The organism is Propionibacterium acidifaciens (assembly GCF_003798325.1).
GTDB classification, from domain to species: Bacteria; Actinomycetota; Actinomycetes; order Propionibacteriales; family Propionibacteriaceae; genus Propionibacterium; species Propionibacterium acidifaciens.
This window is the reverse complement of record NZ_CP033719.1, coordinates 2,773,682-2,786,907: the sequence shown is the minus strand read 5'-3', so window position 1 is coordinate 2,786,907 and position 13,226 is coordinate 2,773,682. Positions and strand designations below refer to the sequence as shown.

The 13,226-nt window shown below is 73.0% G+C and carries 12 protein-coding genes; 2 read left to right on the top strand and 10 right to left on the bottom strand.

What is annotated here, in order from left to right; translation table 11 throughout:
- Positions 1 to 83: 83 nt before the first annotated feature.
- Together EGX94_RS11915 and tgt are read right to left on the bottom strand one after the other, a co-directional pair.
- Complete coding sequence (locus EGX94_RS11915) at positions 84 to 575, bottom strand: DUF5709 domain-containing protein (RefSeq protein ID WP_043122376.1); 492 nt, start codon at positions 573 to 575, stop codon at positions 84 to 86.
- An 83-nt stretch (positions 576 to 658) separates the two neighbouring features.
- A complete protein-coding gene (gene tgt / locus EGX94_RS11910; protein WP_021798116.1) occupies positions 659 to 1,915 on the bottom strand; it encodes a tRNA guanosine(34) transglycosylase Tgt in 1,257 nt (418 codons plus the stop codon).
- Positions 1,916 to 2,048: 133 nt separating this feature from the next.
- Between tgt and EGX94_RS11905 the strand changes: the two genes are divergently transcribed.
- On the top strand, positions 2,049 to 3,356 hold the full coding sequence (locus tag EGX94_RS11905) for a metallophosphoesterase (protein ID WP_021798117.1): 1,308 nt from the start codon (positions 2,049 to 2,051) through the stop codon (positions 3,354 to 3,356).
- A gap of 43 nt (positions 3,357 to 3,399) precedes the next feature.
- Here EGX94_RS11905 and EGX94_RS11900 read toward each other — a convergent pair whose 3' ends face one another.
- From EGX94_RS11900 to lepA, 7 genes are all read right to left on the bottom strand, one after another.
- Positions 3,400 to 4,134, bottom strand: a complete 735-nt coding sequence (locus EGX94_RS11900; protein ID WP_021798131.1) for a 16S rRNA (uracil(1498)-N(3))-methyltransferase — start codon at positions 4,132 to 4,134, stop codon at positions 3,400 to 3,402.
- Positions 4,131 to 5,357 (bottom strand): molecular chaperone DnaJ, encoded by a 1,227-nt coding sequence (dnaJ, locus tag EGX94_RS11895; RefSeq protein WP_021798121.1) that lies wholly within the window; start codon positions 5,355 to 5,357, stop codon positions 4,131 to 4,133. The genes EGX94_RS11900 and dnaJ overlap by 4 nt, the downstream gene beginning before the upstream one ends.
- A gap of 12 nt (positions 5,358 to 5,369) precedes the next feature.
- Entirely contained in the window at positions 5,370 to 6,380 is a 1,011-nt protein-coding gene (gene hrcA, locus EGX94_RS11890; RefSeq protein ID WP_021798127.1) for a heat-inducible transcriptional repressor HrcA, read from the bottom strand.
- Between the two features lie 147 nt (positions 6,381 to 6,527).
- Complete coding sequence (locus EGX94_RS11885) at positions 6,528 to 7,313, bottom strand: inositol monophosphatase family protein (RefSeq protein WP_021798124.1); 786 nt, start codon at positions 7,311 to 7,313, stop codon at positions 6,528 to 6,530.
- A gap of 40 nt (positions 7,314 to 7,353) precedes the next feature.
- Positions 7,354 to 8,232 carry a DUF3097 domain-containing protein gene (locus EGX94_RS11880; protein WP_021798114.1) on the bottom strand — a complete coding sequence of 293 codons (879 nt, stop codon included), beginning with the start codon at positions 8,230 to 8,232 and terminating at the stop codon, positions 7,354 to 7,356.
- A 138-nt stretch (positions 8,233 to 8,370) separates the two neighbouring features.
- Entirely contained in the window at positions 8,371 to 9,489 is a 1,119-nt protein-coding gene (gene hemW / locus EGX94_RS11875; RefSeq protein WP_043122381.1) for a radical SAM family heme chaperone HemW, read from the bottom strand.
- A gap of 65 nt (positions 9,490 to 9,554) precedes the next feature.
- Positions 9,555 to 11,387, bottom strand: a complete 1,833-nt coding sequence (lepA, locus tag EGX94_RS11870; protein WP_021798130.1) for a translation elongation factor 4 — start codon at positions 11,385 to 11,387, stop codon at positions 9,555 to 9,557.
- 479 nt (positions 11,388 to 11,866) lie between these two features.
- Between lepA and rpsT the strand changes: the two genes are divergently transcribed.
- The gene (gene rpsT, locus EGX94_RS11865; protein WP_021798133.1) at positions 11,867 to 12,127 is read left to right on the top strand and encodes a 30S ribosomal protein S20; all 261 of its coding nucleotides are present in this window, start codon (positions 11,867 to 11,869) and stop codon (positions 12,125 to 12,127) included.
- Between the two features lie 68 nt (positions 12,128 to 12,195).
- Here the strand turns inward: rpsT and holA are convergent, their stop codons facing one another.
- The gene (gene holA, locus EGX94_RS11860) at positions 12,196 to 13,206 is read right to left on the bottom strand and encodes a DNA polymerase III subunit delta (protein ID WP_021798123.1); all 1,011 of its coding nucleotides are present in this window, start codon (positions 13,204 to 13,206) and stop codon (positions 12,196 to 12,198) included.
- Positions 13,207 to 13,226: the final 20 nt, after the last annotated feature.

Genomic DNA, 13,226 nt, shown 5'->3' with positions numbered 1-13,226 from the left:
AGACAGTTATTTCATCATTCGAGACGCATGCCGTGAGCGAACCACGCCCGTGCGGGGCGGACGGCGGACCGGGGGCGCGGGGCTCAGCCGTGGGCGGGGCGGGACCCCGCCGGCTCGTCGTCCTCGTCGCCGCGGCGGGCGAGGTCGTCCTCGTCGATGATGTGCATCGCGGCCTCCTCGGCGCTGGCGGCGCCCCCGGAGATGCCCACGTCGGAGGCGACCGCCTGGGACTCCGTGTCCGGGCCGTCGATACCGCCGCCCGCGGCCACGAGCCGTCCGGCCCGTGTCGAACCGACCTGGCGCTTCTCGCCGCCGGGGTTCCAGTCGGGGCCGGGCTCGCCGCTGGGCTCGGGCTCCTCCTGGGCGGCCCGCTGGTCGATGGTCTCCCCCTGCGCCATCTCCGCCGGGGTGTTCCCGAAGCGCTGGGCCGCGGACCAGTGGTCGGGGGCGACGAAGCCCTCGTCCAGGGGATCGGCGACCCCCCGGTCGATGAGCGAATCGGCCTGGGACAGCTGGGCCAGATCGCTGTTCTCCGCGCTCTCGCCGACGGGCAGCTCCTCGTTGATCTCACTCATGTCTCGATCCTGCCATGACAGGGCCGCCGATGGCGGCATTGCCGACGATGATCCCGAACGGATTCGCCCCGCCCGACGGGACGTCACGGCGAGGCGGCCCGCCCCCCGTTGGCGTTGTAGCGGCCGAGCCACTCGGCGCGGAAGTCCTCGAAGTCGCCGTCGGCCATGGAGCGGCGGATGCGGTCGACGAGCCGGACGGTGAAGCGCTCGTTGTGCACCGTCGCGAGGACCTTCCCGTTGATCTCGTGGGCCTTGAACAGGTGGTGCAGATAGGCGCGTGTGCAGTGCGTGCAGGTGTAGCAGTCGCAGCCGTCCTCGAGGGGGACGAAGGCGCGGCGGTTCGCGGCGGTGGTGACGTTGTAGCGCCCGTCCGCCGTGTAGATGGCGGCGTTGCGGGCCACGCGGCTGGGGTTGACGCAGTCGAAGGTGTCGGCGCCGGCCGCGCAGGCGGCGAAGAGGTCGTCGGGCTCGCTGATGCCGAGCAGGTGGCGGGGCCGGTCGTCGGGCAGCTCGTCGGCGCACCAGCCGACGATCTCGCCCAGGCGGGCCTTCTCGATGGCGCCGCCGATGCCGTAGCCGTCGAAGGGCAGACCGCCGTCGGACGAGCGCATCGCCGACAGCTCGCGGCAGGCCCTGCGGCGCAGGTCCTCGTACTGGGCGCCCTGGATGATGCCGAAGAGCGCCTGGTAGGGCCGGTGGCGGCGCGCCCCGGTCAGGCGCGCATGCTCGTCGAGGCAGCGCCGGGCCCAGCGCCGGGTGCGCTCGAGGGCCTCGACCTGGTAGCCGCGAGTGTTGAACAACGTCGTCAACTCGTCGAAGGCGAACATGATGTCGGCACCGAGGCGGTGCTGGACGCCCATGCTCACCTCGGGGGTGAAGCGGTGCGGGGAGCCGTCCAGGGGGCTCTTGAAGTCGACGCCGTCGTCGTCGACGCGGGCCCGGCGCTCATGCCCGGCGGCGATGACGTCGTCGTCCTGGAGGCCCGTGGTGTCCATGGCGAGGGTCTTCCGGAAGCCCGAGCCGAGGCTCATCACCTGGAAACCGCCGGAGTCGGTGAGGGTGGGCCCGGGCCAGCCCATGAAGCGGCCCAGGCCGCCCGCCGCGTCGACGATCCCCGGCCCGGGCTGGAGGTACAGGTGGAAGGCGTTGGCCAGCACGGCCTGGCCTCCGGCGGCCGCGACCTGCTCGGGCAGCATGGCCTTGACGGCCGCCTTCGTCCCGACGACGACGAACGCCGGGGTCCGGACCGTCCCGTGCGGCGTCGTGATCGTCCCCGTGCGCCCCAGGCCGTTGGGCAGCCGCGCGCCCGGGGTGAAGCCGAAGTCGTCCTGGGAGGTCATGGAGATGATTGTGGCAGAACCACCGCCGCGCCCGGTTCCCGTGAACGGGGTGCGGCCGCCCCGCGTGCACCGGCATCGGCGGAACCGGCGAGCTGGCACCCGGCCGCGGGCCGGAGCGCAGTAGTCTCGGCCCGTGCCGAAGCCCTTCCTAGCGACCGATCTCGAAGTCCTCACCATCACCCCCACGAGCGTGGTGATCAGCTGGATCACGCGATGCATCCGCCACGGCAGGCTCGTCCCCCAGCCCTACCGCACCGACGCGCGGGTCTGGCTGGCCCCGGCCGGCGCCCCGCTGCGGCTCGTCCACGAGGACAGTCGGCCGACCGCCTTCCACAAGGTGCGGATCGACGGTCTGGAGCCAGGGTGCGAGTACCACTTCCGCGCCATGTCCGGCGACCAGCAGCCCACGCCCGGCATGGCCATCACGAACCGTCGCCACAGCCCGGAGCGCACCCACCGCTTCATGACGCTCACCCCTCCGCCCGGGCACTACCTGGAGACGATCGCCCTGGCCAACGACTCGCACCTGGGCGAGAAGCGCCAGGGCATCGTCCTCGGGCCGCTGCCCACCTCGGTGAAGCCGGGACCGGGGCAGAAGAACTACGCGCAGGCGATGTTCACCGCCATGCTCGACGAGCTCGACTCGCGGCGGGGTCACCCCTTCCTCGTGCTCGGCGGCGACGTGACCTCCAAGGGCACGGCCGAGCAGACCGCCTGCGCCCGCGCCCTGCTGGACAGCTACGGCCGGCGCCACGAGTCCTGGCTGGCGGTGCGCGGCAACCATGACAGATCGCAGCACGACGGCACCGATCCCTTCGCCGAGCACTTCACCGACTACCAGGCGATGTGCACCACCACGACGGCCTCGGGGCTGCGCATCATCGGCCTGGACACCACCCGCGGCGGGGGCGGCGGCTGGATCACGCCGGCGCAGATGAGCGACTTCCGGTCCCTCCTGTCCGAGGACCACGACCGGCCCACCATCGTCACCGCCCACCACCCCGCGACCAACGATGCGGCCCTGACCTATCCGTCGGGGCCGCAGTTCATGCTGCGCATGCGCGACCGCATGGAGCTCCAGCTCGCCGAGCGGAAGGCCCGCGGGCTGTTCCTGCACCACGCCGGGCACACCCACCGGATGCGCCGCGGCCGCGCCGACGTGCAGGGGGCCAGCGCCGAGTACCTCGAGGTGGCGGCCTGCTCGTCCTACCCGGCCGGCTACGCCCTGCTCCATCTGTACGAGGGCGGCTACCTGGTGAACTTCTGGCGCATCGGCGGCGACGACGCAGCGGCCTGGCAGATGCGCAGCCGCTGGCAGTCGATGGGCCTGGGCCCCCTGTTCACGGTGGGCTCGACGAACGACCGCAACCACGTCGTCCTCAAGGACCTGTCCGGCCTGCGCCCCTCGGGCATGCCCGTACCGCCCGAACTGCGGGTGTGAGAACCCGACGGCCCCGCCCCGACGGCGAACACGACGCCAGGAGTCAACGACCCGCGAGGGCCCGCACCTGGGCGAGCGCGACGACGCCCGCCGTCGAGCTGCGCAGCACCGCGTCCGAGACGAGGACGGGTCGGGCACCGGCTGCGGTGAACGTCCCGAGCTCGTCGGGGGCGATGCCGCCCTCGGGCCCGATGACCACGACGACGCGGCCCGTGGACGGCACCGGCACCTCCGACAGCGGCTGCGCGGATCCCTCGTGGAGGACCAGGGGCAGGTCGGCGCCGGCGAGCAGCTCCGCGACGGAGCCGGTGCCGGCCGCCTCGAGCCGCGGGATGCGCAGACGGCGCGACTGCTTGGCGGCACGGGCGGCTGCGGCGCGCCACCTGGCGAGGCCCTTGTCAACCTTGCCGTCCCAGCGCACGACGCTGCGCGAGGCCTGCCAGGCGACGATGCGGCGGACCCCCAGCTCCGTCATGGCCTCGATGGCGATCTCGGAGCGGTCCCCCTTGGCCAGGCCCTGGACGGCGACGAGCTCCAGGGGCTCGGCGGGGGCCTCGAGCAGTTCGTCGACCGCGACTTCGAGCGAGGACCCCCCGACCGCCGTGACGCGGCCGCGCACGCCGCGGCCCTCGCCGTCGGCCAGCACGACGGACTCGCCGACGCGCAGGCGCCGCACGGCGGCGGCGTGACGGCCCTCGTCGCCCTCGAGGAGGATCGTGGCGCCGGGCCGGGCCGCGGCGACGTCCTCGGGACCGGCCCAGAAGAGCGGATCGGTCATCCGTTGAAGGCCTCGCGCAGCCGGTTGAAGAAGCCCCTGTCGGCGCCGGGCCGCACACCGACCCCGCCATCGCCCTCGCCGCGCAGCTCCGCGAGCCGGGCCAGCAGCTCGCGCTGCTCGTCGCTGAGCCGGGTCGGGGTCTCGACGACGACGGTGACGCCCAGTTCGCCGCGCCGGCCCTTGTCGCGGCCGCGCAGGGCCGGGACGCCGCGGCCCTTGACGACGAGCCGGGTGGCGGCCTGGGTTCCGGCCGGGATCGCGAGCTCGACCGTCGAGTCCTCAGGGGTGGCGCCCTCCAGCTCGGCCTCGAGCGTGGTGATCGGCACGGTGCAGCCGAGGGCGGCGGCCGTCATCGGGATGGTCAGGACCATCTCGAGATTGTCGCCGTCGCGCCGGAAGACCTCGTGCTCGGCCACGAGGACCTCGACGTACAGGTCGCCGGCCGGGCCGCCGCCGGTGCCGACCTCGCCCTGGCCGCGCAGGTGGATGCGGTTGCCGCTGCTCACCCCGGCGGGGATCTTCACCGAGATCTGGCGGCGGGTGCGCACCCTGCCCTGGCCGGAGCACTCCGGGCAGGGGCTCGGAATCGTCGAGCCGTAGCCGTTGCACGTCGGGCAGACGGTGGTGGAGCGGATGTCGCCGAGGAAGGAGCGCTGCACCTGCGTCACCGAGCCGGAGCCGTGGCACTGGACGCAGATGACCGGCTCGGAGCCGGCCGCCGAGCCCTTGCCGGAGCAGGTCGGGCAGACGACGTAGGTGTCGAGGTCGAGCTTGCTCGTCGTGCCGAACGCGGCCTCGGCCAGGCTGAGCCGCACGCGCAGCAGCTGGTCGGAGCCCTGGTGGACGCGCGAGCGAGGGCCGCGGCTCGAGGCGCCCCCGGCGCCGCCGAACATGGCGCCGAGCAGGTCGCCGACGTCGAAGCCGCCGGCGCCGGAGAAGCCGCCGAAACCGCCCATGCCGCCGAAGGGGTCGCCGTAGCCGGCACCGCCGGAGCCGCCGGCGCCGTTGCGCATGGGGTCGCCGCCGCGGTCGAAGACCGCCTTCTTCTGCGGATCGGAGAGCACCTCGTAGGCCTCGTTGACGGCCTTGAACTTCTCCTCGGCGTCCGGATCGTCCGTGACGTCCGGGTGCACCTGCATCGCCTTCTTCCGGTAGGCGCGCTTGATCTGCTCGGCGGTGGCGTCGCGGGGGACGCCGAGGACCTCGTAATAGTCAGTACTCATCGGTGGAGTTGATCAACCTTCTGTCAGGAACTGGCCGACATAGCGGGCGACGGCACGCACGATGGCCATCATGGACGGGTAGTCCATCCGGGTGGGACCGACGATACCCAGGTGCGCCGGCGAATCGGAGGGCCCGTAGCTGCTCGCCACGACGGAGGTCGTCCGGAGCGGGCCGTAGGGGTTCTCCTCGCCGATGCGCACGGCGACGTCACCGGGAAGGTCGGCGGCGGCGGCGCCGAGCAGCTTGAGCAGGACGACCTGCTCCTCGAGGGCCTCGAGCATCGGCTTGACGGTCGTGTCGAACTCGGCGCCGAGGCGCGACAGGTTCGGCACGCCGCCGACCGCGATCCGCGGGGCGGTGTCGGCCGCGAGCATGTCGTCGAGGGCGCCCAGGACATCGCCGGCGACCGACGGCAGGCCGCGCGGGTCGAGGCCGCGCAGCGCCTCGAGGGCCGTCGAGACGGTCCGGGCGCCCACCGCGGAGTTGATGCGCTCGCGCAGCAGGGCCAGGTCGTCCGCCGAGTGCTCGGGGACCAGCAGACTGCGCTGGTGGATGCTGCCGACCGAGGTGATGAGGATCACCATGACCGTCTGGGGGGCCAGGGTGACGAGCTCCACGTGGCGCACGCGCACGGAGCCGACGGCCGGGTACTGCACGAGGGCGACCTGGTGGGTGATCATGGCCAGCAGCCGCACGGTGCGCGTGACGATGTCGTCCAGGTCGACGGCCCCGTCGAGGAAGGTCGAGATGGCGCGGCGCTCGGCCGGCGACAGCGGCTTGACCTGCGCGATCCGGTCGACGAAGAGGCGGTAGCCCTTGTCGGTGGGGATGCGCCCGGCGCTCGTGTGCGGCTGGGTGAGGTAGCCCTCCTCCTCGAGGGCCGCCATGTCGTTGCGCACGGTGGCCGGCGAGACCTTCATGCGGTGGCGCTCGACGAGGGCCTTGGAGCCGACGGGCTCGCGGCTCGAGACGTAGTCGGTGACGACAGCCCTGAGCACGTCGAGCTTGCGATCGTCGATCACCGCTGCCCCCTCTGCTGGATCCGCCGTTCCCCGATCCGCCGACGCCGGCCGGGCCCTCGCGCGCCGGGCTCTGGCACTCTCGGCCATCGAGTGCCAGCATAGCGCGCCGCCCGCCGCCGTCGGGCGCCCGCACCGCCCCGGGACGGGTCAGGAGCGCAGGGTGTACGGCAGCCACAGGGCGCCGACGCGCCGGGCGGTGTCCAGGTCGCGGCTGCTGATGATCGGGGTCTCGGGGCCGCCGGGCGTCCACGGGGAGCCGTCGAGGTGGACGATGCCGCCGCCCATCTCGGTGAGCATGAGGCCGCCCGCCAGGTGGTCCCAGGGTCTGGGGCGGCGGTAGGCGACGAAGTCGAGCAGGCCGGTGACGACCTGCGGGTAGTCGACGCCGGCGCAGTGCGAGGACTCCCGGAGCGGGGCCAGGCGCCCGGCGGCGTCGAAGCCGCGCCACAGGCGCTGCCCGGTGGCGCCGGTCGGGCGCGGATGGGTGGGGCTCGGCGTGACGGGCGCGCCGTTGCGGGTGACTCCCCCGCCGACCGTCGCCTGGTAGCCGAGCCCGTGGCGGGGCTGCCAGATCCATCCGGCGACGGTCCGCGGCCCCCGCATCTCGGCGACCATGACGGCGAAGTCGTCGCTGCCGCGGACGAAGTTGCCGGTTCCGTCGACCGGATCGATGACGAAGCAGTGCTCGGCGGCGCCGATGGCGCCCATGAGGGACGGGTCGGCGTAGCAGCTTTCCTCGCCGACGACGACGGCGCCGGGGAAGGCCCGCCCGAGGAGCCGGATGAACTCCGCCTCGGCCTGGCGGTCGGCGACGGTGACGAAGTCGCCGGGCCCCTTCGTGCCCACGTCGCCGCTGCCGAGCGCGCGGAAGCGCGGCTCGATGATGCGGGCGCTGACGTCCTTGATCAGGTCCATCACGTCGTCGGGGTTCATGCCCTCTCCTGTCCGGTCCCCACCGGTCCCGCGGCCGGCATCAGCCCAGCTCGTCCAGGTGGTCCTGGGTGACGAAGTCGATGAGTCTCTCGACCTCGCGGACGAAGTCGATGTCGAGGTCCTTGTAGGTGCGCACGCGTGCGAGCATCGCCCGCCAGGCCCGGCCGACGTCGGCCTGGTCGATCTGCTCGTAGCGCTTGCCGCGGGGGATGCCCAGGCGCGCCAGCGTGCCCCGCTTCCAGTCCTGGTCGAGCGGCACCTGCGGCCAGGCGGAGAAGCCGAGCAGGTGCGGGTCGATGGTCTGCCAGATGTCGATGAACCGGTGCCCGGTGATCATGACGTGGTCGCCGCGGCCCGCGCGACGCACCTGCGCGGCGATGCGCGACTCCTTGGTGTCGGCGACCAGGTGGTCGATGAGCACGCCGAGGCGACGGCCCGGGCCGGGACGGAACTCGGCGACGATGCCGAGCAGGTCGTCCATGCCGCCCATGTACTCGACGACGACGCCGACGTGACGCAGGTCGGCGCCCCAGATCTTCTCGACGAGCTCGGCGTCGTGGCGGCCCTCGACGTAGATGCGACTGCCGAGCGCCGTCCGGGCGTCCTCGCGCGGGCCGGCGAGCGAGCCGGAGGCGGTGCGGCGGCGGGTGGAGCCGCGGCGCGGGGGAATGCGCAGCGCGACGGGGCGGCCCTCGACGAGGTAGCCGTACTCGCCGACGGGGAAGGTGCGGCGCCGTCCGGCCCGGTCCTCGAGGACGACCAGTCCGTTCTCCCAGCCCACGACCTCGCCGCAGTAGCCGTCGGGGCCGACCTCGATGATGAGCCCGAGCTCCAGGGGCAGGTCGACCGTCCTCGGCCTGTTGCCGCGCCTCCAGTCCCCCGAGAGCACGTCGGCGCCGTAGCGATCCTGACCAGCCATGGTCCCCAGCCTAATGGTCGCGGTCGTCGCTCTCGTCCGGCGGGCGCCCCGCGACCGGTCGGGCGCTCAGCCGACCGCTGGACCGCGGGATCGCAGTCGAGATCTGCCAACCGGAGGCCCCGGCGGCCGGCCGGACGCTCAGCCGAGGATCTCCAGCGTCACGGCGTCGCCGAGCAGCCGCCCCGCCGGGGTGAGGCGCACCTCCCCGCCGGCCGTGGTGACGAGCCCGCGCTCGACCAGGCCGGGCAGCGGGGAGCGCTCGGGGCCGCTCAGCTCGGCCACGTCGAGGCCCTCGCGCAGGCGCAGCCGCAGCATGACCGTCTCCTCGTGGCGGGTCCGCGCGTCGAGGATCTCGTGGCCGGCCCGCGGGCTGGCCCCGGCGGCGAGCATCGTCGCATAACGGCGCGGGTGCTTCACGTTCCACCAGCGCGCCGATCCGAGGTGGCTGTGCGCGCCGGGGCCGATCCCCCACCAGTCACCGCCGCGCCAGTAGGCGAGGTTGTGGACGGCCTCGCGCCCCGGACGGGCCCAGTTGCTGATCTCGTAGTTGGACAGCCCGGCGCTCCCCAGCAGTTCCTCGGCGAGCAGGTACTCGTCGGCCTCGAGGTCCTCGTCGGGCTCGGGCAGCTCGCTGCGGGCGATGCGCCGGGCCATGGCGGTTCCGGGCTCGACGATGAGGCCGTAGGCGCTGACGTGCTCGGGCTCGGCGCCCAGGGCGGTCTCGAGCGAGACCCGCCACTGGTCCAGCGTCTCGCCCGGCGCGCCGTAGATGAGGTCGAGCGAGACGTTGTCGAAGCCCGCCCGGTGGGCCCAGCGCGCCGCCTGCACCGCGCGGCCCGGGCGGTGGCGCCGTTCGAGGGTGGCGAGCACCCGCTCGTCGCCGGACTGCATGCCCAGGCTGAGCCGGTTGAAGCCCGCCGCCCGCAGGTTCGCCAGGCGACGCTCGTCGAGGGTCTCGGGGTTGGCCTCGATGGTGATCTCGGCGCCCGGGACGAGGGCGAAGGAGCGGTGCAGGTGCTCCAGCAAGCCGGCGAGCTCGTCATCGGTGGCCATCGTCGGGGTGCCGCCGCCGAGGAAGACGCTCGTGAGGGCCCGGCCGTCGCCGGCCAGCGCCCGTGCGGCCAGGTCGATCTCGCGGCGGGCGGCCCGCGCGTAGTCACCCGTCGACATGCCGGGCAGCTGGGCGGGCGTGTAGGTGTTGAAGTCGCAGTAGCCGCAGCGCGCCGCGCAGAAGGGCACGTGGACGTAGCACGACAGCGTCCGCCCGGGCGTCGTGACGAGGGCGCCCGGTTCGGCGGCCGCGGCGGGGCCGGCCGGCGGCACTACGCCCTCTTCCCGGCGGCGTCGACGGCGGTGAGGGCGGCGACGAAGGCCTCCTGCGGCACCTCGACGCGACCGACCATCTTCATGCGCTTCTTGCCCTGCTTCTGCTTCTCGAGCAGCTTGCGCTTGCGGGTGATGTCGCCGCCGTAGCACTTCGCCAGGACGTCCTTCCGGACCGCGCGGATGGTCTCGCGGGCGATGACGCGGGTGCCGACGGCTGCCTGGACGGGCACCTCGAACTGCTGACGGGGGATGAGTCTGCGCAGCCTGCCCGTCATCTCGACCCCGTAGTCGAAGGCCTTGTCGCGGTGGACGATCGCGCTGAAGGCGTCGACCGGTTCGCCGTTGAGCAGGATGTCGACCTTGACCATGTCGGCGCTCTGCTCGCCGGCCTCCTCGCAGTCGAGGCTGGCGTAGCCCTTCGTCCGGGACTTGAGGGCGTCGAAGAAGTCGAAGACGATCTCGCCGAGCGGCAGCGTGTAGCGCATCTCGACGCGGTCCTCGGACAGGTAGTCGACGCCGTCCTGGGTGCCGCGGCGGCTCTGGCACAGCTCCATGACGGGGCCGATGAACTCGGCCGGGCACAGGATCGTGGCGCGCACGACCGGCTCATGGACGGATTCGACCCTCCCGTCGGGGAACTCGGAGGGGTTCTGCACCCGGTGCTCCGTGCCGTCCTCCATGACGACGCGGTAGTCGACGCTCGGGGCCGTGCTGATGAGGTCGAGGCCGAACTCGCGTTCGAGGCGCTCCTGGATGATCTCCATGTGGAGCAGCCCGAGGAAGCCTGCGCGGAAGCCGAAGCCCAGGGCGCTGGAGGTCTCGGGCTCGAAGGTCAGGGAGGCGTCGTTGAGCTGGAGCTTCTCGAGGGCCTCGCGCAGCTCGGGGAAGTCGCTCGCGTCGATCGGGTAGAGGCCCGCGAAGACCATCGGCTTCGGGTCCTTGTACCCGGCCAGCGGCTCCGCGGCGGGCCGCGGGGCCAGGGTGATGGTGTCGCCGACGCGCGACTGGCGCACGTCCTTCACCCCGGTGATGAGATAGCCGACCTCGCCGACCGACAGCCCCTCGGAGGGGGCCGGCTCGGGCGCGTGGACGCCGATCTCGAGCACCTCGTGGGTGGCGCCGGTCGACATCATGCGGATGCGGTCGCGATGGCTCAGGCGGCCGTCGACGACGCGCACGTAGGTGACGACGCCGCGGTAGACGTCGTAGACGGAGTCGAAGATGAGTGCCCTGGCCCGTCCGTCGGCGTCGCCGACCGGCGCGGGGACCTGTTCGACGATTGCGTCGAGCAGCTCGGGGACGCCCTCGCCGGTCTTGGCCGAGACGCGCAGGACGTCGGAGGGCTCGCAGCCGATGATGCCGGCGAGCTCCGCGGCGAACTTGTCGGGCTGGGCGCCGGGGAGGTCGATCTTGTTGAGCACCGGGATGATCGTCAGATCGGCCTCGAGCGCCAGGTAGAGGTTCGCGAGGGTCTGGGCCTCGATGCCCTGGGCCGCGTCGACGAGCAGCACGGCGCCCTCGCAGGCCTCGAGCGAGCGGCTCACCTCGTAGGTGAAGTCGACGTGGCCGGGGGTGTCGATCATGTTGAGGACGTGCTCCCGGCCCCCGACGATCCAGGGCATGCGCACCGCCTGCGACTTGATGGTGATGCCGCGCTCGCGCTCGATGTCCATCCTGTCGAGGTACTGGGCGCGCATCTCGCGCTCGTCGACGATGCCGGTCAGCTGGAGCATGCGGTCGGCCAGCGTCGACTTGCCGTGGTCGATGTGCGCGATGATGCTGAAATTGCGGATGATGGCCGGATCGGTGGCTCCGGGCTGGACGGTCAAATCTCGTCGACTCCTCGATCGATCGTGCGCCGCCCGTGGGGCCGCCGTGGACGACGCGTTCTGGCCGGCGGCCGGGCCGCGGGCGAACCCATTGTCGCACGGCCGCGAAACGCGCCCGGCCCGCGCGGGGCCGTGTGATCGGCCATGCCGATCCTGCCCTGCGGATGCGCATCGGTCCGGCCCGCGCTGGGCCGTGCGATCGCGCGGAGGATCGACGCACGGGTCGACAACGCGTCCGGCCCGCGCGGGACCTCGGGGCGATCCACGGGGCCATCGCCGCCCCGCCGGCGCGTCCGGTCCGTACGGGGCCGGGCGGGTGCGCCGGCTCGCCCGGGCCCGGGCGCCCGCGCGTGGTTTGAGGCGGCATGCGTTCGGGTGATAGAATTTCTCGCTGTGTCTGTGCGCCGTCCGCGCGACAACGCCGGATCGTGCTCACGCGACACGAATCACCCAGTACCGGCACCAGAGGTTGAGGACACGTGGCAAACATCAAGTCGCAGAAGAAGCGCATCAAGACCAATGAGAAGGCCCGTCGGCGCAACAGGGCGGTGAAGTCCGCCCTGCGCACGCACGTGCGTCACTTCCGCGAGGCCGCAGCCGCAGGCGACAGGGAGAAGGCACTCGAGCTGGCGAAGGTCGCCAACCGCGCCCTCGACAAGGCGGCGTCCGCCGGCGTCATCCACGCCAACCAGGCGGCCAACCGCAAATCGGCCATCTCCCTGAGGGCCGACTCCCTCTGATCCTCATCCGAGTCCGCCGCGCCCGCACCGGGCCGGGGACTGACTCCCCGCAGCAAGCGCCCCGATCCTCACTGGGTGGTCGGGGCGCTTGCGCGCGCCCTGGACCGGCCGGCCGAGCGGGCACGGTCGACGGCCAGGAGCAGCTGCTCCAGGGCGAAGTGCGGATCGGTGGCGGCCCCCTTGACGGCGGCGTCCGCGGCGGCGACGGCGACGAGCGCCCGGGCGACACCGCCGGGCTGCCAGCCCCGCGCCTGGGCGCGCAGCGTCTTGACCTTCCACGGGCCGACGCCGCAGATCTCGGCCATCTGGTTGTCGCGCAAGCGCTCGCCCTGGGCGCCGAGGTAAAGGCCGAGGGCGCGCAGATCGGCGGCGAAGGCGGCGGTGACGGCCGCCGGGTGGACGCCGCACGACAGGGCCCAGCGCAGTTTCTCGAGGGCCTGGCCGGGGCGTCCGGCGAGCGCATCGGCGCTCACCGCGTAGCCGGTGACGTCGACGCGGCCCGCGAAGTAGCGGTTGACGACATCGACGGTGAGCCGCTCGCCCCGCCAGTCGGACGCGAGCTGCCCGACGGCGCCCGCCAGGGCGCGAAGGTCCTTGCCGACGGCCTCGACGAGCCCCTGGGCGGCCCGGCCGTCGATGCTCATGCCCTGCTCGCGGGCCTCCCCGGCAACGAAGTCGGTGAGCTCCCAGGCCTTGAGGGGCTCGGCGGCGATCCGGGCGACCCCGGCCTTGCGGAGCCTGGTGAGCAGCCCGCGGCCCTTCGTGCCGCCGGTGTGCTCGGCGACGACGCAGACCGTCTCGCTCGGGGTGGCGGCGAACTCGACGAGCCTGGCCCCCAGTCCGTCGTCGGCGCTGCCCAGGTCGTGGATGACGACGACGCTGTGGCTGGCGAACAGGGAGCCGCCGGTGGCCTCGAGGAAGTCGGCCGGGCTCGCCGAGGAGGCGTCGAGCTCGTTGACCTGGACGTCCGGCCGCTCGGCGCGGGCCCGCGCGAGGATCGCGGCCGTGGCGCGCTCGGCCAGCAGCGACTCGGAGCCGTGGACGAGTGTCGTCGTACCGAAGACGGAATCTGAACTCACCCTGCCATCGTGCCACCCGG

Excerpts from the sequence above, each read along its gene's own strand:
- EGX94_RS11915 (WP_043122376.1), bottom strand. The coding sequence starts at position 575 with ATGAGTGAGATCAACGAGGAGCTGCCCGTCGGCGAGAGCGCGGAGAAC.
- tgt (WP_021798116.1), bottom strand. The coding sequence starts at position 1,915 with ATGACCTCCCAGGACGACTTCGGCTTCACCCCGGGCGCGCGGCTGCCC.
- EGX94_RS11900 (WP_021798131.1), bottom strand. The coding sequence starts at position 4,134 with ATGACCGATCCGCTCTTCTGGGCCGGTCCCGAGGACGTCGCCGCGGCC.
- dnaJ (WP_021798121.1), bottom strand. The coding sequence starts at position 5,357 with ATGAGTACTGACTATTACGAGGTCCTCGGCGTCCCCCGCGACGCCACC.
- EGX94_RS11885 (WP_021798124.1), bottom strand. The coding sequence starts at position 7,313 with ATGAACCCCGACGACGTGATGGACCTGATCAAGGACGTCAGCGCCCGC.
- EGX94_RS11880 (WP_021798114.1), bottom strand. The coding sequence starts at position 8,232 with ATGGCTGGTCAGGATCGCTACGGCGCCGACGTGCTCTCGGGGGACTGG.